Origin of the sequence: Spirillospora sp. NBC_01491, assembly GCF_036227065.1 — a bacterium.
Lineage (GTDB): Bacteria > Actinomycetota > Actinomycetes > Streptosporangiales > Streptosporangiaceae > Spirillospora > Spirillospora xylanilytica.
The window spans coordinates 4,382,169-4,402,034 of sequence record NZ_CP109432.1 but is presented as its reverse complement, the minus strand read 5'-3'; the positions used below and the strand labels follow the sequence as shown (position 1 = coordinate 4,402,034).

Sequence of the window (19,866 nt, the reverse complement as noted above, 5' to 3'; positions counted from 1 at the left end):
CGGCGGACACTATTCCGGGACGTGTTCGCAGGAGTGGTTACCCCTCAGCGCCCCGCATCGGGCACCATGGGGCGCGATGGTCGACGGAGCTCTCGCGCTGCTGGCGACCCTGGGGGCCCTGGCGGCCACAGGGTTGCTGGTCACGCGCGCCTACAAGGACCGGCTGCTCTACCTGATCGCCTGGTCCCTCACCCTGGTCGGGCTCTCCATCGCGCTGGCCGCGATGACGGTGGGCTTCTTCGCGGGTTTCAACGGTCCGATGTTCCGGGTGCTGGAGCTCGGCGCGGCCCTGGTCGGGCCGGTCTGGCTGGCCCTCGGCATGATCGAGCTGATCGCGCGGTACGTGCAGGTGCGCTTCGCGGCGTGGCTGTTCGCGGTGTCGTACACGGTCGTCGCGATGGTCATCCTGATGGTCGACCCGCTGACCGGCTCGTTCGCCAAGAAGCTGCCCAAGCCCGGCGATACCTACGACGCGCTGCCCCGGCTGCTGATCGACGGCGGCCACGTGGTCGCCGTGATCGCGCTGGTGGGGTGCACCGGGGTCACCGCGTGGCTGGCGAGCAAGCAGGACCGCGAGGCGGGCGAGCTGCTCATCCCGATCGCGTTGGTCGCGCTCGCCGGGGTGCTGGTGGTGAGCGGTACCCGGGGGTTCCTGCCGGGCCCGCTCGCGGTCATCGCGCTCGGTGCCGCCGCCGGGCTGGTCTGGTACGGCGCGATGCGCACGATCCCGGTGTACGACGACGAGGGCTACGACGGCGAGCCGTTCGACGGCGAGGACCCGGCCACGGGCTACGAGGAGCAGGGCCACAACGCCCCGCCGCCGCCCGAGCCGGCCGCGGCCCCGGCGGGGATGCCCGCGCCCCAGCGGGGCGACCTGCGCTTCCCTGATCCGTCCGCGGCCGAGGAGATGCGGTTCCCCGAGGCGCCGCCGCCGACGACGGTCGACGGCATGCGGAGCGCCCCGGTGCCCGAGCAGGCGATCCAGGCCGCGTCCGGTATCCCAGGGCTGCCGGCCGGGCTGCCCGGTGCCCTCCCCGGCGGTCCGCCGGGCCGGAGCGCCGGCGACCTCTCCGCGGCCTGCGGGCAGATCACCGTCTACACGCTGCTGGAGGGGCGGGAGGACGCGTTCGACCGGCTGACCGACGACCTGGTCAAGGGTGCCCGCGGTGCCGAGCCCGACACGGTGGTCTTCGCCTGCCACGAGGTGGTGAACGCCCCCACCCCGCAGCGGATCTTCTACCAGCTCTTCCGCGACGAGGCGGCGCTCGCCGCGCACCGGCGGCTGCCGCACCTCAAGCGCTTCACGGCCGAGTCGCGTCCGCACGTGCTCGCCACCAACGTCGTCGAGCTGAGGCTCGGCGCGGGCAAGGTGCCGCTCCCTCCGCCGAGCGCGTCCGAGAAGCGGCGGTGAGCCGCAGGTGAACGGGCCGGTGGACGAGGCGGCGAGCCGGACGGCCGGCGGTGCGGACATCACGATCACGTTGCTCGGCAAGCCGGGCTGCCACCTGTGCGACGACGCCCGCACGGTGATCGAGCGGGTCGCCGCCGACCTCGGCGTGGCCTGGACCGAGCGCGACATCACGCGGTCCGAGGACGACACCCGGGAGTACTGGGAGCAGATCCCGGTCACGCTGATCAACGGCGTCCAGCACGACTTCTGGCGGGTGGACGAGGCGCGGCTGCGCGCCGCCCTCGCGGAATTGCAGAAATCACACTGAGCCGCCGCTAATCGCTGGATGACCAGAAATCCCGGAAATCGGGAATCGCGGGATGTCTGGTCGGTCACACCCCGGGCCGCGCCGCCGTCCACCACCCGGACCGGCGGGAACCACCCTGGTCAGGGCTTACGGCGGTTCGCCGGACCTCTTCGCGGATGCGGTAACCGGGGGGTGACTTTGTGCGCGTATTCACAAAGGCTTAACCTGGGGAACAGCCCTGGGGCGGTCGGGCCGCGGCTGCGAAGCCCGGCGGCGGCCCGCCGGGGTGAGGGGTTCTCGGGCCCCGCCCTCAGCGTCGAGCCCCGAAGAGCAGGCCGTGACCTCACGACAGACCCGCCCCCGTGACCGTGCGGACCGCGGCATTCCCGAAGCCACCGTGGCGCGGCTCCCGGTCTACCTGCGGGCGCTGTCCAGCCTCCAGGAGCGGGGCGTCGCCACCGTGTCGTCGGAGGAACTGGCCGCCGCCGCCGGCGTCAACTCCGCCAAGCTCCGCAAGGACCTCTCGCACCTCGGCTCGTACGGCACCCGCGGGGTCGGGTACGAGGTCGAGTACCTCGTCTACCAGATCTCCCGCGAACTCGGCCTGACCCAGGACTGGGCGGTGGCCATCATCGGGGTGGGTAACCTGGGCCGGGCGCTGGCCGGGTACGGCGGTTTCGCCTCGCGCGGCTTCCGGGTGGCCGGCCTGCTCGACGCCGATGAGGGCATCGTCGGCCAGGAGATCTCCGGGATGACCGTGGTCACCATCGACCGGCTGGAGGACGTCATCGCCGAGGGCGGCGTGTCCATCGCGGTGATCGCCACCCCCGCGGGCGCGGCCCAGGGGGTCTGCGACCGGGTGGTGGCGGCCGGCGTGACGAGCGTCCTCAACTTCGCGCCCGTGGTGCTCTCGGTGCCGGAGGGGGTCGACGTGCGTAAGGTCGACCTGTCCATCGAGCTGCAGATCCTGGCGTTCCACGAGCAGCGCAAGGCCGGGGGGCCCGGCGACTACGAGCCGTTGACCAGCGGCGGCACGCCCCCTGGTCCCACGCAGTACGTAGAGGCGGTAGCAGAGGCATGAGTCGCGGTGAGACCGGTGGGATCGAGCGCGGTGTGATCGAGCACGGTGTGATCAAGCGCGGTGGGCCGGATCGTGGTGGGCCGAGGGGGCGCGTGCGATGAGCGTCCTGGTGGTGGGCCTCAGCCATCGGAGCGCGCCGGTGGCCCTGCTCGAGCGGGCGGCGGTGGCCGGGGACGACCTCGGCAAGCTGCTGCACGCCGTGCACGACTCCGAGAACGTCGCCGAGACCGCGATCGTCTCGACCTGCAACCGGGTCGAGGTCTACGCCGTGGTCGACCGGTTCCATGGCGGGGTGTCGCTGATCTCCGAGCTGCTGGCGCTGCACTCGGGCGTCCCGCTCGACGACCTGTCCCGGCATCTGTACGTCCACTATGAGGAACGCGCGATCCAGCACGCGTTCTCGGTGGCCTGCGGCCTGGAGTCCATGGTCGTCGGCGAGGGCCAGATCCTCGGGCAGATCCGGCAGGCGTTCCGGCTCGCCCAGGACGAGGACACCCTCGGCCGCGAGCTGCACGACGTCCTCCAGCAGGCGCTGCGGGTCGGCAAGCGGGCCCACCACGAGACCGGCATCGACAAGGCCGGGGCGTCCCTGGTCAGCGTCGGCCTCCAGGTCGCGTCCGGGCACCTCGGCCCGCTGGACGGGGTGCGCGCGCTGGTGGTGGGCGCGGGCTCGATGAGCTCGCTGGCCGCCGCCACGCTGAGCCGGGCCGGCGCCCGCGAGGTCGTGGTGGCCAACCGCACCTTCGACCGCGCGGCGCGGCTGGCCGAGTCGCTCGACGTGCCCGCGCGCGCGATCGGGCTGGACGATCTCGGCGCCGCGCTGGCGGGCGCCGACCTGGTGGTGTCGTGCACCGGCGCCGCCGGGCTGGTGCTCACGGCCGCGCGCCTCGCCGAGCACGGCGTGGGCGCCGACGGCCGGTCCCGGTTCTTCCTCGACCTGGCCCTGCCGCACGACGTCGACCGGGCCGTCCGCGGCCTGCCCGGCGTCGCGCTCGCGGGGCTGGACGACCTGCGCACCGCCCAGGAGGCGGCCAAGGCGATCGGGCCCGAGGCCGAGGAGGCCGTGCGGCGCATCGTCTGCGACGAGGTCGCCGCGTTCCTCGGCGCCGCCCGCGCCGCCGCCGTCGCGCCCACCGTGGTCGCGCTGCGCAGCAAGGCCGCGGGCGTCGTCGACGCCGAGCTGGCCCGCCTCGCCGGGCGGCTGCCCGAGCTCGACGACCGGGCCCGCAAGGAGATCACCCAGACCGTGCGGCGCGTGGTCGACAAGCTGCTGCACGCGCCGACCGTGCGGGTCAAGGAGCTGGCCGCCGCGCCGGGCGGCGACACCTACGCCGACGCGCTGCGCGAGCTCTTCGACCTCGACCCGAAGGCCCCGGAGGTGGTGGCGCGGGCCGACCTCGCCGACGCGGGGGACGGGGCGCCGTCCGTCCAGGCGGGCGCCGGGTGCGCCGACGCCGACTGCGTGAGCCCGTCCTCAGGGCCGGGCCCCGGGGGCGTCGACGCCGAGACGGTCAACGCCCAGGCCGCGAGCGTCCGGGCGGTGAGCGCCAGGGACGTGGCGCCGGGTGCCGGTGTCGCGGTGCCGGGCGCGGGGCGGGCCGGCGAGGGCGTGGGAGAGCAGACGTGAACGAGAGCGGGCGGGACACCGTCCGAGCACAGGCGAGCGGAGCGAGGCTATGACCATTTCAGGCAAGGGCCCGTTGCGGCTCGGCACCCGCAAGAGCCTGATGGCCACCACCCAGTCCCAGCTTGTCGCCGACGCATTGTCACAGCGCACCGGGCATGCCGTGGAGCTGGTCGGGGTAACGACCGAGGGTGATGTCTCCAAGGCTTTGCTCGCGCAGATCGGCGGCACCGGCGTCTTCGTCAACGGGCTCCGGGAGAAGCTGCTATCCGGCGAGGTGGATTTCGCGGTGCACTCGCTGAAGGACCTGCCGACCGGACCGGCCGACGGGATCGTGCTCGCGGCGACGCCGCGCCGCGACGACCCGCGCGACGCGCTGTGCGGCCCGTCCAAGCTGGCCGACCTGCCGTCCGGCGCGCGGATCGGTACCGGCTCGCCGCGCCGTGAGGCGCAGTTGCGCGCGCTGCGGCCCGATCTGGAGGTGGTGCCGATCCGCGGCAACGCCGAGACCCGGCTGCGCAAGGTCACCGATGGTGAGCTGGACGCGGTCGTGCTGGCGTACGCGGGGCTGCGCCGGATCGGCCGGCTGGAGGCGGTCGCCGAGGTCTTCGACCCCGACCAGATGCTGCCCGCGCCCGGCCAGGGCGCGCTCGCGCTGGAGTGCCGGGCCGACCGGGCCGACCTCCGCGCGCTGCTCGGAACGGTGGACGATCCGGCGACGCGGGCGGCCGTCACAGCCGAGCGCACGGTGCTGGCCGTCCTCGAAGCGGGATGTTCGGCGCCCGTGGGAACATACGCTGCCGAAGTAGAACAAAAGCTGCATCTAACCGCTTCCGTCGCAGCGACCGACGGGAGCAGGCAGATCAGGCTGTCCGCAAGCGGCCACCCGGATCAGGCCGAGGAGTTCGGGCGCGATCTCGCGCACCGGCTGCTCGGCCAGGGGGCCGACCAGTTGATGGGGGAGCGAGATTGAGCCCCGCTAGCCAGAGTCCCGCCGGCTCGACGACCGTCCGCCAGGCGGCCGGTCTCGGTACGGTCGTCCTCGTCGGCATGGGCCCGGGCGACCCGGGCCTGCTGACCCTGCGCGCCGCCGCCGAACTGGAGCGCGCCGACGTGGTCGTGGTCGACCGCGCCCGCTGCCACGACGAGTTCCTGTCCCACTGCCGCGCCGGCGTCGAGATCATCGACTCGGCCGGCGCCGACCCGGCCAAGCTGGCCGCGCGGGCCGCCAAGGCGGGCCGCCGGGTGGTCCGGCTGTTCCAGGGCGACCCCGGCCTCGCCTGCGGCCTGGCCGCCGAGGGCGCCGTGCTGGCCAAGGCCGGTGTGCCGTTCGAGGTCGTCCCGGGCGTGTCGGCCGTCACCGGCGTGCCCGGCTACGCCGGCATCCCGCTGACCGACGCCAAGCACCGCGAGGTCCGGATCGTCGACGCCGCCGAGGGCGGCGTCGACTGGGAGCGGTTCTCCGCCCCCGGGGCGACGCTGGTGATCCTCGGCGCCGAGGGCACGGTCGCCGAGGTGGCCAAGGGGCTGATGGCCGTCGGCCGCGCCGACACCACGCCCGCCGCGATGACCAGCCTCGGCACCACCACCGAGCAGGAGACCGTGGTGTCCACCCTGCACCGGCTGGCCGCCGACACCAAGGGCATGGAGGCCCCGGCGATGATCATCGTCGGGGACGTGGTGAACTGGCGCGACAAGCTGTCGTGGTTCGAGACCAAGGCGCTGTTCGGCTGGCGGGTGCTGGTGCCGCGCACCAAGGAGCAGGCCGCCTCGCTGTCGGACCAGCTGCGCGGCTACGGCGCGGTGCCCGACGAGGTGCCGACCATCTCGGTCGAGCCGCCGCGCACCCCGCAGCAGATGGACCGCGCCGTCAAGGGCCTGGTCACCGGGCGGTACGAGTGGGTGGTGTTCACCTCCACCAACGCCGTCCGGGCGATCCGCGAGAAGTTCGCCGACTACGGCCTCGACGCCCGCGCGTTCGCCGGGCTCAAGGTCGCCGCCGTCGGCGAGCAGACCGCCGCCGCGCTCGTGGCGTTCGGCGTGCAGCCCGACCTGGAGCCGTCCGGGCAGCAGTCCAGCGAGGGGCTGGTCGAGATCTGGCCGCCCTACGACGAGGACCTCGACCCGATCAACCGGGTGCTGCTGCCGCGCGCCGACATCGCCACCGACACGCTGATCGCCGGGCTGACCGACCTCGGCTGGGAGTGCGAGGACGTCACCGCCTACCGGACCGTGCGCGCCGCGCCGCCGCCCGCGCCGATCCGCGAGGCGATCAAGGGCGGCGGCTTCGACGCCGTGCTGTTCACCTCCTCGTCCACGGTGAAGAACCTGATCGGCATCGCGGGCAAGCCGCACAACGTCACGGTCATCGCAGTGATCGGCCCGCAGACCGCCCGCACCGCCGAGGAGTACGGCCTGCGGGTGGACGTCATGGCCGACAAGCCGTCGGTCTCCGCCCTCGCCGAGGCGCTCGCGGAGTACGGTGCGAACCGCCGCGCGGCCCAGGTCGAGGCGGGCGATCCGCTGCGCAAGCCCAGCCAGATGCGCCGGGGCGCCCGCCGCCGCAAGTAGCACGATCGCCGCGCGCGCGACCGCCCCGGGACGGCGCGGTCGCCGCGGGCGGCGCCGTCGGAGATGGACACCACCGTGACCCGGCAGCGGTCGCGAAGGGAGAAGGGTCATGTCTGCACAGTTCCCCGCCGCGCGGCCACGGCGGCTGCGGCGCACCCCCGCGCTGCGCCGGATGGTCGCCGAGACCCGGCTGAGCCCGGCCGAGCTGGTGCTGCCGATGTTCGTCAAGGAGGGGATCGCCGAGCCGCAGCCGATCGGATCGATGCCCGGCGTGCACCAGCACACCCGCGACAGCCTGCGCAAGGCCGCGCACGAGGCGGTCGAGGCCGGGGTCGGCGGGATCATTCTGTTCGGGATCCCCGCGGTCAAGGACGGCGTCGGCTCGGCCGCCGACGACCCGGCCGGCATCGTCCAGAGCGCGCTCCGCGACCTGAACGCCGACCTGGGCGACTCGACCGTGATCATGACCGACCTGTGCCTGGACGAGTACACCGACCACGGGCACTGCGGCGTCCTCACCGCGGCCGGTGAGATCGACAACGACGCCACCCTGGAGCGCTACGCCTCCATCGCCCTCGCGCAGGCCGAGGCGGGGTCGGCGGTGCTCGGGCCGAGCGGGATGATGGACGGCCAGGTCGGCGCGATCCGGGCGGCGCTGGACGGCGCCGGGCACCGGGAGACCGCGATCATGGCGTACTCGGTCAAGTACTCCTCGGCCTACTACGGGCCGTTCCGCGAGGCCGCCGAGTGCGCGCCGCAGTTCGGCGACCGGTCCTCGCACCAGCAGGACCCGGCCAACGCCGACGAGTCGCTGCGCGAGGTGCTGCTCGACCTCGACGAGGGCGCCGACATGGTGATGGTCAAGCCCGCCGGGGCCTACCTCGACATCGTCCGGCAGGTCCGCGACGCGGTGCGGGTGCCGGTCGCGGCCTACCAGGTCAGCGGCGAGTACGCGATGATCGAGGCGGCGGCGCAGCGGGGCTGGGTCGACCGGGAGCGCACGATCATGGAGTCGCTGCTGTCGATCCGCCGGGCCGGCTCGGACATCGTGCTCACCTACTGGGCGACCGAGGTCGCCCGGCTGCTCGGCCGCTGACCGGCGCGCGCCCGCGAGCGCCCGTCGCCCCGCGGGTGGGCGCCCGCGCCCGGCGCGCGCCCGCGATGTGAGCGATTGCCGGTGATCAGCCCTGCCTAGTCACTTAGGGCCGTTCCCGGGGGTTGGCGTGCCAAGTCCGCCGGCGCACGGGCATCATCGTCTCCAGAACCCACGTTCGGCCTTGGAGTATTGAGGGGACGACATGCTGGCGGTCTCGGGGAGCAGGCGGCAAAAGGCGCGCGACCGGATGGCCGCCGCCGCGCGCGGCTACGCGGAGCTGGGCTGGCCCTGCCATCCCGGGGCGCATCCCCCCGCGGGCGGGGGGCGGGCGTGCTCGTGCGACCGGATCGGCTGCCCCGACCCCGCGATGCATCCGGTGTCGGCGACGTGGGCGCTCCAGTCCAGCGTCGACACCGCCGTGCTGAAGCGCTGGTGGGCCGAGGACCCGCGCGCCAACATCATCCTGCCCACCGGGCACGTCTTCGACGTCTTCGACGTCCCGGCCGCGGCGGGCACCATCGCGCTGGAGCGGATCGAGCGGGAGGACCTGCCGGTCGGGCCGGTCGCCGGGGTCGGCGGCGACCGCCACCTCTTCTTCGTCGCCACCCGCGGCGCGCCCGTGGACGAGGACGAGTGGTGGTCCTGCCATCTCGACTGCTCGCCGGAGACCGTCACCGAGACGCCGGGCATGCGGTGGCACTGCCGCGACAGCTACGTGGTCGCGCCGCCGTCGGTGCTGCCGTCCGGCCGTGAGGTCGTCTGGATCGTGCCGCCGGACGGCGGGCCGCTGCCCGACCCGCTGCGGCTCCTGGAGGTCCTGTCCGACAGCTGTGAGGCGATCTGAGGTCGCGGCGCACCCTGGCGGCGGAGTGGGTCCCAGAGACCGCTGAGAGCATCACAGGGCCCCGGGAACGCGTCCCGGGGCCCTGTGTCGTGTCGCGGTGCCTTCCGGCCGTGGACGGCGACGTCAGTGCGGCGCGGAGATGGGCGCCTTGCGGGTCCAGCCCGTATAGCTCGCCTGGAGCACCTGCGCCCGGTTCTTGACCGGGCCCTGCGCCTTGAGCCAGAGCTGGACGGGCCGTGAGGCGCGGTCGACCCTGAGGGCGAAGCCGACCTGCCGGGCTCCGGTCGCCTTCGCCATCTCGCCGTACAGCGGGCCGACGACCGGGTCCTGCGACAGCGCGGCCAGCGGCGCGCTCCCCTGCCAGCGGTCGCCCGTCTTGCGCAGCGTGGTGCTGGCCTGGAGTAGTGAGCTCACGCTCTGCATCGAGGTGCCCGACCGGACCTGGCCCGCCAGCGCCGGATAGCCGGGCCCGGCGGTCGGCGACGGCCGCCACGTCTTCCCGGACCGGACGTAGACGGTGTCGCCCACCAGCACGGTGAAGGCGGTCCTGTGCGCCTCGGCGGCGCCCGAGACCGTCATCGAGTAGGACGCAGGGGCGTTCGCGACCAGCCCGAGGCTCCCGCGCGCGCTGGCGGGGGCGCCGCAGCAGCCGCTGCGCTTGAAGGTGAACGCGGCGTTCGGTGTCCGTGAGGTCGCCGTGTTGATGTGCTCGATGAGCTGAGCGGCCTCAGGGTTCGCCGGGGCCGCCGGCTGTGGGCTGCTGCTCTGCGCGGGCGTCGGCTCGGGCTGCTCCTCGCCGTCGCCGAGCAGCGTCGCCGCGCCGACCGCGCCGCCGATGACGACCACGATGGCGGCGACCGCGCCGACCAGCCGGCCGCGTGACCGCCCGCCCGCCGGTGAGGCGGCGGCGACCGTGGGCTGGCGGCCGGAGGACCGCGCCGCGGCGCGCCCGCGTGCGGGCGGCGGCTCGGGCTGCGACGCCGCCTGCGCCGCGAGCTCGGTGAGCCGTCCGCGGCCCTGGGCCTCCCAGGAGGGACCGTAGGCGGCGACCGCCGCGTCCTCCAGGGCGCCGAGGTAGTCGGCCGCCGTCGCGGGCCGCCGCCCGGCCTCCTTGGCGAGCCCTCGGGCGATGAGGTCGCGCAGCGGCCCGGGGACCTCCTCCACCGGGATCGGTGTCTCGCGGTGGGCCTTGGCCATGTTCCGCGCGCTGAACGGGGGGCGCCCGGTCAGGCACTCGTAGAAGATCGCCGTCGCCGCGTACAGGTCGGTCGACACGGTCGACGTCGCGCCGTCCCACAGCTCGGGCGCCGCGTACGCGGGCCCGGCCGAAGCCTCGGTGCCCGTCGGGGACACCGCGATGTCGGTCAGCCGCGCGTTGCCTTCGAGGTCGACCAGGATGTTGGCGGGCCGGATCGCCGCGTGGACCACCTCATGCGCGTGCGCGGCGGCGAGCCCGAGCAGGGTGCCGCCGAGCGCGGACAGCGCGGCGAGCGGGCCGGTGGGGCCCTGCGCGGCCAGCACCCGCCGCAGGCTGACCCCCTCGACGTGCTCCATCACGATCGCGGTGCCCTGCTGGGGCGTCTCCACGAAGTCGTAGAAGTCCACCACGTTGGGGTCTTCGAGCTGCGACAGGCGTCGCGACGCGGCCCGGAACCGCGACAGGAAGGCCTCGTCACCGTCCAGCCGCGGGTCGAGATACTTGATCGAGACCTTCGTGCGGGTCAGATCATCGACGGCCTGCACCACCCGTCCGGAGCCGCCGCTTCCCAGCTCCCTTTCGTGGGTGAAGCCCGGTACCGTCCAGCCGTCAACCACTTTACGAGCCATCCCTCTGATACAGCCGACGCCGGTGCTTTGGTGGGCGCCTCTCAAGCCGGGCGCCAAAGTCGTACTTGGTGGAATATCGGCCCTTAGCGGGCCAGGTCAAGGGCAAACGCCGAACTGCAACTCAACTGTGTGTGACGAGACGTGCGCGACCGCCGTGGGGCCCGGCCCGTGGCGTCCCCCCGAACGCGGCTGAGACACTGGTCGGGTGACTGGAACCGATCGCTCGCAGCAGCTGTTCGACCGTGCGAACCGGGTGGTCCCCGGCGGGGTCAACTCGCCGGTGCGGGCCTTCCGTGCGGTGGGCGGCACGCCCCGGTTCATGACCGGCGCGCGGGGCCCCTACCTGACCGACGCCGACGGGAACGAGTACGTCGACCTGGTGTGCTCGTGGGGGCCGATGATCCTCGGGCACGCGCATCCCGCCGTCGTCGAGGCGGTGCGGGACGCCGCCGGGCGCGGCACCTCGTACGGTGCGCCGACGCCGGGGGAGGTGGAGCTCGCCGAGGAGATCGTGGCCCGCACGCCGGTCGACCAGGTGCGGCTGGTCAACTCCGGCACCGAGGCGACGATGTCGGCGATCCGGCTGGCCCGCGGGTTCACCGGGCGCGCCAAGGTGGTGAAGTTCGCCGGGTGCTACCACGGGCACGTCGACTCGCTGCTGGCCGCGGCCGGGTCCGGCGTCGCCACGTTCGGCCTGCCCGACACCCCCGGGGTGACCGGCGCGACGACGGCCGACACCATCGTGCTGCCCTACAACGACGTTGCCGCGGTCGAGCTGGCGTTCGCCGAGCACGGGCACGAGATCGCGTGCGTGATCACCGAGGCGGTGCCGTGCAACATGGGCGTGGTGCCGCCGATGCCCGACTTCAACGCGCTGCTCAAGCGGCTGTGCGAGCGCGGCGGGGCGCTGCTGGTGATCGACGAGGTGCTCACCGGTTTCCGCGCCTCGGCGGCGGGCTGGTACGGCATCGAGGGCGTCCCGGGCGACCTGGTGACCTTCGGCAAGGTGATGGGCGGCGGGCTGCCCGCGGCGGCGTTCGGCGGCCGGGCGGACGTGATGGCGCAGCTCGCGCCGTCCGGGCCCGTCTACCAGGCGGGCACGCTGTCGGGGAACCCTCTCGCCACGGCCGCGGGGCTGGCCACGCTGCGGCACGCGACCGACGAGGTGTACGCGGCGATCGATCGTTCGGCGGCGGCCGTGTCGTCGGCCGCGTCCGAGGCGCTCGCCAAGGAGGGCGTCGCGCACCGGTTGCAGCACGCGGGGAACCTGTTCTCCATCTTCTTCACGGACGCGGTGGTGGGCGATTTCGCCGCCGCGCAGCGTCAGGACGCCAAGGCCTACGCCGCGTTCTTCCACGCCATGCTCGACCACGGGGTCTACCTGCCGCCGTCGGCCTACGAGGTGTGGTTCCTGTCCGCCGCGCATGACGACGCGGCCTTGGAGCGCATCACCGACGCTCTCCCGCACGCCGCGCGCGCGGCGGCGCAGGCCACCGCGGGCTGAGCGGCGGGCTCACGGCAGGAGCGCCGGCCACTGGAGGGACCTCGCCACCTGCTGACTTTAGGACAAGCTAGAACTTCTCGACGACTCGCTTTAGAGTTGCTTCATGCTCGATCTGGAACGGCTGCGCGCCCTGCACGCGGTGGCGGCCTACGGCTCGGTGAGCGCCGCCGCGGACGTGCTGCACGTGACCACCTCGGCGGTCTCCCAGCAACTCGCCAAGCTGGAACGGGAGACCGGCCAGAAGCTGCTCGAACGCAACGGGCGGGGGGTGCGGCTGACCGACGCCGCCGAACTGCTCGTCGCGCACGCCGAGCGCATCCTGTCGCTCGTCGAGCAGGCCCAGGCCGATCTGGAGGCGCATCGCGGCTCGGTGATCGGGCGGCTCTCGGTCGCCGCGTTCCCGACCGCGGTCCGGGGCCTCATCCCGGACGCGCTGGGCAGGCTGCGCGCCGACCATCCCGATCTGCACGTCCAGGTGCGCGAGGACGACCCGATGCGCAGCATGCCGCTCGTCGTCCGGGGCGACCTCGACATGGCCGTCGTCCAGGACTGGAACAACGAGCCGCTGCCGCTGCCCGAGGGCCTGTGCAAGGGCGTCATCTGCGACGACCCGGCCGACGTGGCGCTCCCCGCCGCGCATCCGCTGGCCGGGCGGGCCGAGATCGCGCTGGAGGAGCTGTCGGGCGATCCGTGGATCAGCGCCTCGCCCGACAGCATCTGCTGCGACTGGCTGCTGCGCATGCTGCGCGCGGTCGACAGCGAGCCGAACATCATGCACATGGCCCACGAGTTCGCCACGCAGCTCGCGCTGGTGGACGCGGGGCTCGGCAACGCCGTGCTGCCGCGGCTCGGCCGCTGCGACGTGCCCGCCGGGGTGCGGGTCGTCCCGCTGAAGGAGCCCCTGTACCGCCGCGTCTACGCGGTGTGGCGCGAGGAGGCCGCGCGGCGTCCCGCCATCCGGGCGATGGTCGACGCGCTGCGCAAGGCCGTTCCGGCGGCGCTGCCGGACACGTCGTTCCCCTCCACCGGGGCGTTCCCGGACCCCGCCGCGCCCGTCGGCGTTTCGTACCCGGTGCCCGTCTAGCAGTGAGATTTCGCTACTTTCTTCCCGATCATCTTTCGTGGGTGGACGGGACGGCGGGAGCGGCGCGTGGCCGAGTGGCGGATCACCGGGTTCGAGGAGGTACGCCGGCTCGGCGAGGGCGCGCAGGGCCAGGTGGTGCTCGCCCGGCACACCGAGTCGGGGACCCCGGTCGCGATCAAGTACCTGCCCGCGGGCGCGGCCGAGGCCGACCGGGAACGGCTGCGTCACGAGGCGCGGATGCTCGGGCAGGCCGACAGCCCGCACGTCGCCCGGCTCTTCCGCCTCGTCGAGGCGCCCGAGGGCGTCGCGATCGTGATGGAGGCCGTCGACGGGGTCTCCCTCAAGGAGGTCCTCGAACGGCATGGGCCGCTCGGCCCTGAGGCGTCGCTCAGCGTCCTGAAGGGCTCGCTGCTGGGTCTGGCCGCCGCGCACGCGCTCGGCGTCGTCCACCGCGACTACAAGCCCGCCAACGTCGTCGTCCCGGCCGACGGGCGCAGCAAGCTCGTCGACTTCGGCATCGCGACGCCCGCCGGGGAGGAGGCGGGCGGGGCCGGGACCCCCCACTACATGGCCCCGGAGCAGTGGAAGCGGCACATCGCCACCCCGGCCACCGACGTGTACGCCGCGACGTGCGTGTTCGTCGAGTGCCTGACGGGGAGCCGGCCGTACACGACGTCCAGCAGGGCGGCGCTGATGCACGCTCACCTCACCGCCCCGATCCCTGTAGAGGCCGTCCCCGAACCGTTGCGCGCCCTGGTGGCAGGGGGCATGGCCAAGACCCCGGAGGACCGTCCGATAGGGGCGGCCGTCTTCGTGGAGGAACTGGAGCGCTCGGCACGGGAGGCGTACGGCGACGACTGGGAGACGCGGGGTGTCCAGGCGATCGCGGTGTCCGCCGTCGCGCTGGCCGCGCTGTTCCCGCTGGCGGCGTGGGTCCTCCCGGGCGCAGGGGCCGCTGTGGGGACGGGCGCTGGAGCGGCGACCGCTGGGGCCGCGGGTGCCGGGGCCGTGGGCACGGCCGGTGCGGGCACGGCTGGGGCTGGGACAGCCGGTGCGGGGACGGCCGGGGCGGCGGGTTCGTCCAGCCTGGCGGCCGGGCATACGGCGGCCGTTGGCAAGGCGGCCAGTGTCGGAGGCAAGGCGTCCGCCGGCGCGGTCAAGGCGTTCTTCGCTAGCGGCGCCGGTATTACCGCAGCGTCGACCGGGGTGGCCGTGGTCGTCGCAGGGGGAGCGTTCACCGCACGGGAGGTCACCAAGGCCGATCCGAGACCGACTCCTACGGTGAGTCGTTCCGCCGCCCCTGCGGTCACGGTGGCCGCAGTGAACCAGTGCCGGACGCTCGACCCCGGCGGCAGGCCGATACCTGCGGGGACGAAGCCCGCGCCCGTGCGCCTCCCCGTACAGGTCAAGCTTCCGGCCGGTGCGGCCGTGTACTCCACCGGGCAAGGGGGCAACCTCATCGGCAACGCCGGAGCCTCCTGCGAAGGGTCGATCGGCGCTTCCGGCGGAAGCAACGAGGTGGGACGGGCGCGCACCGGGCTGATCTCCCAGGTGTTCCAGACGTCCCTCGGCGGACTGCGGATCTCGCTCTGCCAGTACTTCCCGGACTCCCCGCAGGCGGACGAGGAGCGCGGGTCGGGGAACACCTGCGCCTCCGACCTGTCCTCCCGGGACGATCTGCCCACAGGGGTCTCGAACTTCCAGGCGATGCTCTCGTCCGACCCACGCGCGGGCGGCCGGAAGCTCGCGTCACCGTATGTGTCGGTGACCCTGGCGACGCTGAGCTCGACCGGCATCGCGTCGCCGATCTCGTGCAGCATGCCGTGGGCGAAGGCGCCCGTCTGCACCGCCGCGCTCACCTACTGGTTCGTCCAGAACACGGCGAAGAGCGGGATCGCCAAGGCCGACCTCGACCGCGTCGCGGGCCGCATCGCCGCGCATGTGGCCGCGTCGCGGCACTGATCACGCGGGTGAGAGCATGGCGGGATGACGTTCGAGCTTGTCGTCTGGCATGAGCCCGCGCCGATCACGGCGGAGCGCGCCGGGGCCGTGGCACTGGACGAAATCGCGCCGTACCCGGGTGTCGCAGAGTTCGCCGAGGAGTTCGGCAAGCTCCGCCCCGAGGTCACCGTCACCGAGGTGGGGTCCCGCTACGCGCGCGTGCGCATGACGGCGGACGAGGCCGACGAGGTCTCCGCAGAGGTGCACACGGTCGCCAGGGCGCACGGGCTGGTCTGCTACGACCAGGCCCGGGGGCTCGTCCACAACCTCGGGCCCACCGGCGCGTACGAGGGTGTGCAGCTGCACACGGGGGAGGGCCTGATCGTCGTCGATCCCGACCTTGCCCTTGTGGACGACGTGCTGCGGCGGCTGAGTCCCGCCAACCCGTTCACCACGCTCGTCCTCTTCGGCCGGCACTTCATCCAGGTGTCCCCGGAGCCCGGCGGGTACGAACTGGAGTACAAGGACAGCGTCCAGGGGCGCCTTTACCAAACCCACGTCACCGACTTGGACGACGTGAAACGGGCCTTCCGCGAGTACCTCGCCGACGACCGTTCGTTCCTGGGCAGGCACCACTGGGACGAGCCCCTCACCGGCTGAGAGGCCGGGACGGGCGTTGTAGACGGGGCGGCTGGGGCGGACGAGGTCGTGGCCCGGTTCACCGAGCGGCGCGGGTAACCTGACCACGCCATGACTGACAAGACGATCGTTCACGTGCTGCGGCACGGCGAAGTGCACAATCCTGAGGGCGTTCTCTACGGGCGGCTGCCGGGCTACCGGCTGAGTGAGGACGGGATCCTCATGGCCAAGGCCGCCGCGAGATGGTTCGCCGACCGGGACGTCACCGCGCTGTTCTCGTCGCCCATGCAGCGGGCCCTGGAGACGGCCGCGCCGCTGGTCGACACGTTCGACCTGCCGGTGACGGTGGACGACCGGCTGATCGAGGCCGACAACCATTTCGAGGGGCACACCTTCGGGGTGGGGTCGGGCTCGCTGCGCCGCCCCGAGCACTGGCGCTACCTGGTCAACCCGTTCCGGCCCTCCTGGGGCGAGCCCTACAAGGACCTCGCTGCCCGGATGCGCGCCGTGGTGATCAGGGCGCGCGAGGCCGCGCGTGGGCACGAGGCGGTGTGCGTCAGCCACCAGCTCCCCATCTGGACGCTGCGGCTGCACGCCGAGCACCGGCGCCTCTGGCACCACCCGCGCCGCCGCGAATGCGGGCTTGCGAGCGTCACCAGCCTGAGCTTCGAGGGCAGCCGGCTGGTCGAGGTGTCCTACGCCGAACCGGCCGCCGGGCTCGGCGAGGCCCCCGGTGTCGCGGGGGCCTGACCGGGCCGCTACGTTGAGTACTACGTCTTGTAGTAGGAGGGTCCGTTGAGCCCCCGAGTCTCCTCGGTGCGCGCCGTCGCCGCCGTCACCGCGCTGTGCGGGCTGCTGGCGGGCTGCGCCGGGACCAACGCCGCGCAGAGCGGGCCGGGCGGCAGCGACAACCGCTTCATCGCCGGCGACGGCAACGTCCAGAAGATCAAGGCCGCCGACCGCAAGCCCGCCCCGCGGGCCGAGGGCGAGGCGCTGAACGGCGAGAGGCTCGCGCTGGCCGGCCTCAAGGGCAAGGTCGTCGTGGTGAACTTCTGGGCGTCGTGGTGCGCCCCGTGCCGCGGCGAGGCCCAGTCGCTCCAGCAGATCTACACCGAGAACCGGGCCAAGGGCGTGGAGTTCCTCGGGGTCAACTTCAAGGACGGCAAGGAGAACGCGAAGGCGTTCGAGCGCAGGTTCAAGGTCACCTACCCGAGCCTGTTCGACTCCGACGGCCGCGTCGGCCTGGCCTTCCGCGACGTCCCCCCGAACGCGATCCCGAGCACCCTCGTCCTGGACCGGCAGGGCCGGGTCGCCGCCCGCGTCATCGGCGCGACGACGTACTCCAAGCTGGGCTCGCTGGTCGCCGAAGTCCTCGCGGCCCAGTGAGGGCGCCCCGGTGAGCGCCCTCGCGGGGGTCGGCGAGACCGTCACCAGCGGTTCGCTCGTCGCGGCGGCGCCGCTGGCGGCCCTGGCCGGGCTGGTCTCGTTCGTGTCCCCGTGCGTGCTGCCGCTGGTGCCCGGCTACCTGTCGTACGTGACCGGGATGACCGGCGCCGACCTGGCGGGCGAGCCGGGCGAGCCGGGCGCCGCCTCGTCGCGGCGCGGCGGACAGCGCGGGCGGCTGCTCGCCGGCGTGCTGCTGTTCGTCGGCGGGTTCACGCTCGTCTTCGTCAGCTACGGGATGCTCTTCGGCGGGCTCGGCCGCTGGCTGCTGGAGTACCAGGACGTCATCACCCGCGTCCTCGGCGTGATGGTGATCGTGTTCGGGCTGGCGTTCATGGGGCTGATCCCCGGCCTCCAGCGGACCTTCAAGTCCGGCCGGCTGCCCGCCGCCGGGCTGGCCGGGGCGCCGCTGCTCGGCGTGCTCTTCGGGCTCGGCTGGACGCCGTGCATCGGGCCGACGCTCGGCGCGGTGCAGGGCCTGGCCATCACCGAGGCGAGCGCGGGCCGGGGCGCGCTACTGTCGCTGGCGTACTGCCTCGGCCTCGGGCTGCCGTTCGTGCTCACCGCGGTCGCCTACCGGCGGGCCCTGGGGGCGTTCGGCGCGGTGAAGCGGCACTACCCGCTGGTCATGCGGATCGGCGGGGGCATGCTGGTCGTCATCGGGGTGCTGCTGGTGAGCGGCCTGTGGGGCGATCTGACCATCCACCTGAAGTCGTGGATCAGCGGCTTCGAACCGGTGATTTGAGATGACGAACTCTTCAGACACGACCGCCGCCGCAGACGAGGCCGCCGCAGACGAGGCCACCGCAGCGGACGCCGCCGTCGGCGCCGCCGCGACCGCCGCGCCGGCCGCGCGGCAGGCGCCCGGCGACGGGCCGCGCCCCAAGGGGCTCGGCCCGGTCGGCTGGCTGCGCTGGGGCTGGCGGCAGCTCACCACGATGCGCACCGCGCTGATCCTGCTGTTCCTGGTCGCGCTCGGCGCGGTTCCGGGATCGATCCTGCCGCAGCGGGGCCAGGCGCCCGAGAAGGTCGCCGACTACTTCGACAAGCACCAGACGGCCGCGCCGTGGCTCGACCGGCTGTCGCTGTTCGACGTGTTCGCCGCGCCGTGGTTCGCGGCGATCTACATCCTGCTGTTCGTGTCGCTCGCGGGCTGCGTGATCCCGCGCGCGGTCAAGCACTACAAGTCGATGCGGGCGCGGCCTCCGGCGGCGCCGCGCAATCTGTCGCGGCTGCCGCAGTCCGCGTCGTACGAGACCGACGCCTCTCCCGAGGAGGTCCTCGCCGAGGCGCGCGCACTGCTGCGCGGACGCCGGTTCCGGACCGACCTGTCCACCGGAGGCGGGAAGGGCACCGCCGGAAGCGCCGTCGCCGCGGAGAAGGGCTACCTGGGCGAGACCGGCAACCTGGTCTTCCACCTCGCGCTGCTGGCGCTGCTGTTCGCGCTGGGCATGGGCAACCTGTTCGGCTACCGGGGCAACGTGGTGCTCGCCGAGGGCAAGTCATTCGCCAACGCGCTCAACAACTACGACCAGTTCATGCCGGGACGGGCGTTCGACACCGACGCGCTGGCGCCGTTCTCGATCAGCCTGGACGACTTCACCGCCACGTACGAGGCCAAGGGCGAAAAGCGCGGCCAGGCCACCGACTTCGAGGCCAAGATCCGTTACCGGGACGAGCCGTCCGCGCCGGAGAAGAAGTACGACCTGCGGGTCAACCATCCGCTCAAGGCCGGCGGCGCCAAGGTCTACCTGCTCGGCCACGGCTACGCGCCGGCGTTCACCGTCCGCGACGGCAAGGGGGACATCGCCTTCAAGGACACGGTGCCGTTCCTGGCGATGGAGCAGCGCAACTACACCTCCGAGGGCGTCATCAAGGCCCCCGACGCCGAGCCCGAGCAGCTCGCGTTCTACGCGATCCTGTGGCCGACCGCGATGGCCAGCGAGGACGGCAAGCAGATCATCTCGGCCTTCCCGGGGCCGCTGCGCCCGATGGTGACGGTGTCCTCGTTCAAGGGCGACATCGGCCTCGACTCGGGCGCCCCGCAGTCGGTCTACAAGCTGGAGGGCATCGGCAAGACGCTCCAGCCGATCAAGGGCGGGCAGAAGCTGCTGGAGCCCGGCGAATCGTTCGAGCTGCCCGACGGTGCCGGGACGGTCACCTTCGACGGGCTCAAGGAGTGGACCAGCCTGTCGATCAACCGCGACCCGGGCCGCGTCCCGGCGCTGATCGCCGCGATCCTCGCGGTGGCCGGCGTCGCCACCTCCTTCATGGTCCGGCGGCGCAGGGTGTGGGTCCGTGCGACCGCCGCGAAGGGCGGGCGTACCGTGGTGGAGGTCGGTGGCCTCACGCTCGGGAACCCGACGCCGGAGTTCGACGACATCGTGGCCGCGCTCCGCGGCCCGGTCGCTGAGGAACCGGCCGGGGAACCGGCCGTGGAGCGGGCAGACGAGCGGGCCGACGAGCCCGGCACCGACCGGGATCCCGGGTCGGCAACAGAATCGAAGGAGTGACG

Annotated in this window: 17 protein-coding genes; 16 read left to right on the top strand and 1 reads right to left on the bottom strand. The window is 73.3% G+C overall.

Annotated features, from left to right (window positions below):
• The first annotated feature begins 76 nt into the window (after window positions 1–76).
• The 8 genes from OHA34_RS20455 (at window position 77) to OHA34_RS20420 (ending at window position 8,913) form a co-directional block, all read left to right on the top strand.
• On the top strand, window positions 77–1,411 hold the full coding sequence (locus OHA34_RS20455) for a putative quinol monooxygenase (RefSeq protein ID WP_285944324.1): 1,335 nt from the start codon (window positions 77–79) through the stop codon (window positions 1,409–1,411).
• Window positions 1,412–1,418: 7 nt separating this feature from the next.
• Complete coding sequence (locus OHA34_RS20450) at window positions 1,419–1,718, top strand: glutaredoxin family protein (protein WP_329518584.1); 300 nt, start codon at window positions 1,419–1,421, stop codon at window positions 1,716–1,718.
• A 316-nt stretch (window positions 1,719–2,034) separates the two neighbouring features.
• The gene (locus OHA34_RS20445; RefSeq protein WP_285944323.1) at window positions 2,035–2,778 is read left to right on the top strand and encodes a redox-sensing transcriptional repressor Rex; all 744 of its coding nucleotides are present in this window, start codon (window positions 2,035–2,037) and stop codon (window positions 2,776–2,778) included.
• 97 nt (window positions 2,779–2,875) lie between these two features.
• Window positions 2,876–4,405: a glutamyl-tRNA reductase gene (locus tag OHA34_RS20440; protein ID WP_285944322.1), complete on the top strand. Its 1,530-nt coding sequence runs from the start codon at window positions 2,876–2,878 to the stop codon at window positions 4,403–4,405.
• Window positions 4,406–4,454: 49 nt separating this feature from the next.
• On the top strand, window positions 4,455–5,375 hold the full coding sequence (gene hemC / locus OHA34_RS20435) for a hydroxymethylbilane synthase (RefSeq protein ID WP_285944321.1): 921 nt from the start codon (window positions 4,455–4,457) through the stop codon (window positions 5,373–5,375).
• Window positions 5,372–6,973 carry a uroporphyrinogen-III synthase gene (locus OHA34_RS20430; protein WP_285944320.1) on the top strand — a complete coding sequence of 534 codons (1,602 nt, stop codon included), beginning with the start codon at window positions 5,372–5,374 and terminating at the stop codon, window positions 6,971–6,973. The genes hemC and OHA34_RS20430 overlap by 4 nt, the downstream gene beginning before the upstream one ends.
• A gap of 109 nt (window positions 6,974–7,082) precedes the next feature.
• The gene (gene hemB, locus OHA34_RS20425; protein ID WP_285944319.1) at window positions 7,083–8,069 is read left to right on the top strand and encodes a porphobilinogen synthase; all 987 of its coding nucleotides are present in this window, start codon (window positions 7,083–7,085) and stop codon (window positions 8,067–8,069) included.
• A 202-nt stretch (window positions 8,070–8,271) separates the two neighbouring features.
• Window positions 8,272–8,913 (top strand): bifunctional DNA primase/polymerase, encoded by a 642-nt coding sequence (locus OHA34_RS20420; RefSeq protein WP_285944318.1) that lies wholly within the window; start codon window positions 8,272–8,274, stop codon window positions 8,911–8,913.
• 123 nt (window positions 8,914–9,036) lie between these two features.
• On the opposite strand, the gene OHA34_RS20415 is transcribed toward OHA34_RS20420, so the two are convergent.
• Window positions 9,037–10,728: a serine/threonine protein kinase gene (locus tag OHA34_RS20415; RefSeq protein WP_329518583.1), complete on the bottom strand. Its 1,692-nt coding sequence runs from the start codon at window positions 10,726–10,728 to the stop codon at window positions 9,037–9,039.
• A gap of 217 nt (window positions 10,729–10,945) precedes the next feature.
• Between OHA34_RS20415 and hemL the strand changes: the two genes are divergently transcribed.
• The 8 genes from hemL to resB all read left to right on the top strand — a co-directional run bounded on the left by hemL (window position 10,946) and on the right by resB (window position 19,864).
• Window positions 10,946–12,244: a glutamate-1-semialdehyde 2,1-aminomutase gene (gene hemL, locus OHA34_RS20410; protein WP_329518582.1), complete on the top strand. Its 1,299-nt coding sequence runs from the start codon at window positions 10,946–10,948 to the stop codon at window positions 12,242–12,244.
• Between the two features lie 103 nt (window positions 12,245–12,347).
• On the top strand, window positions 12,348–13,328 hold the full coding sequence (locus OHA34_RS20405) for a LysR family transcriptional regulator (protein WP_285944314.1): 981 nt from the start codon (window positions 12,348–12,350) through the stop codon (window positions 13,326–13,328).
• 66 nt (window positions 13,329–13,394) lie between these two features.
• The gene (locus OHA34_RS20400; protein WP_329518581.1) at window positions 13,395–15,290 is read left to right on the top strand and encodes a serine/threonine-protein kinase; all 1,896 of its coding nucleotides are present in this window, start codon (window positions 13,395–13,397) and stop codon (window positions 15,288–15,290) included.
• Window positions 15,291–15,314: 24 nt separating this feature from the next.
• The gene (locus tag OHA34_RS20395) at window positions 15,315–15,929 is read left to right on the top strand and encodes a hypothetical protein (protein WP_329518580.1); all 615 of its coding nucleotides are present in this window, start codon (window positions 15,315–15,317) and stop codon (window positions 15,927–15,929) included.
• Between the two features lie 90 nt (window positions 15,930–16,019).
• Window positions 16,020–16,658: a histidine phosphatase family protein gene (locus tag OHA34_RS20390; RefSeq protein ID WP_285944311.1), complete on the top strand. Its 639-nt coding sequence runs from the start codon at window positions 16,020–16,022 to the stop codon at window positions 16,656–16,658.
• Window positions 16,659–16,703: 45 nt separating this feature from the next.
• On the top strand, window positions 16,704–17,294 hold the full coding sequence (locus OHA34_RS20385; protein WP_285944310.1) for a TlpA family protein disulfide reductase: 591 nt from the start codon (window positions 16,704–16,706) through the stop codon (window positions 17,292–17,294).
• A 10-nt stretch (window positions 17,295–17,304) separates the two neighbouring features.
• Window positions 17,305–18,096 (top strand): cytochrome c biogenesis CcdA family protein, encoded by a 792-nt coding sequence (locus OHA34_RS20380; RefSeq protein ID WP_285944309.1) that lies wholly within the window; start codon window positions 17,305–17,307, stop codon window positions 18,094–18,096.
• Window position 18,097: 1 nt separating this feature from the next.
• Window positions 18,098–19,864 carry a cytochrome c biogenesis protein ResB gene (gene resB / locus OHA34_RS20375; RefSeq protein WP_285944308.1) on the top strand — a complete coding sequence of 589 codons (1,767 nt, stop codon included), beginning with the start codon at window positions 18,098–18,100 and terminating at the stop codon, window positions 19,862–19,864.
• Window positions 19,865–19,866 lie beyond the last annotated feature (2 nt).

What these genes read in the sequence shown, in the direction of transcription:
- OHA34_RS20455 (WP_285944324.1), top strand. Translation starts at nt 77, where the DNA reads ATGGTCGACGGAGCTCTCGCGCTGCTGGCGACCCTGGGGGCCCTGGCG.
- OHA34_RS20440 (WP_285944322.1), top strand. Translation starts at nt 2,876, where the DNA reads ATGAGCGTCCTGGTGGTGGGCCTCAGCCATCGGAGCGCGCCGGTGGCC.
- hemC (WP_285944321.1), top strand. Translation starts at nt 4,455, where the DNA reads ATGACCATTTCAGGCAAGGGCCCGTTGCGGCTCGGCACCCGCAAGAGC.
- hemB (WP_285944319.1), top strand. Translation starts at nt 7,083, where the DNA reads ATGTCTGCACAGTTCCCCGCCGCGCGGCCACGGCGGCTGCGGCGCACC.
- OHA34_RS20420 (WP_285944318.1), top strand. Translation starts at nt 8,272, where the DNA reads ATGCTGGCGGTCTCGGGGAGCAGGCGGCAAAAGGCGCGCGACCGGATG.
- OHA34_RS20405 (WP_285944314.1), top strand. Translation starts at nt 12,348, where the DNA reads ATGCTCGATCTGGAACGGCTGCGCGCCCTGCACGCGGTGGCGGCCTAC.
- OHA34_RS20395 (WP_329518580.1), top strand. Translation starts at nt 15,315, where the DNA reads ATGACGTTCGAGCTTGTCGTCTGGCATGAGCCCGCGCCGATCACGGCG.
- OHA34_RS20390 (WP_285944311.1), top strand. Translation starts at nt 16,020, where the DNA reads ATGACTGACAAGACGATCGTTCACGTGCTGCGGCACGGCGAAGTGCAC.
- resB (WP_285944308.1), top strand. Translation starts at nt 18,098, where the DNA reads ATGACGAACTCTTCAGACACGACCGCCGCCGCAGACGAGGCCGCCGCA.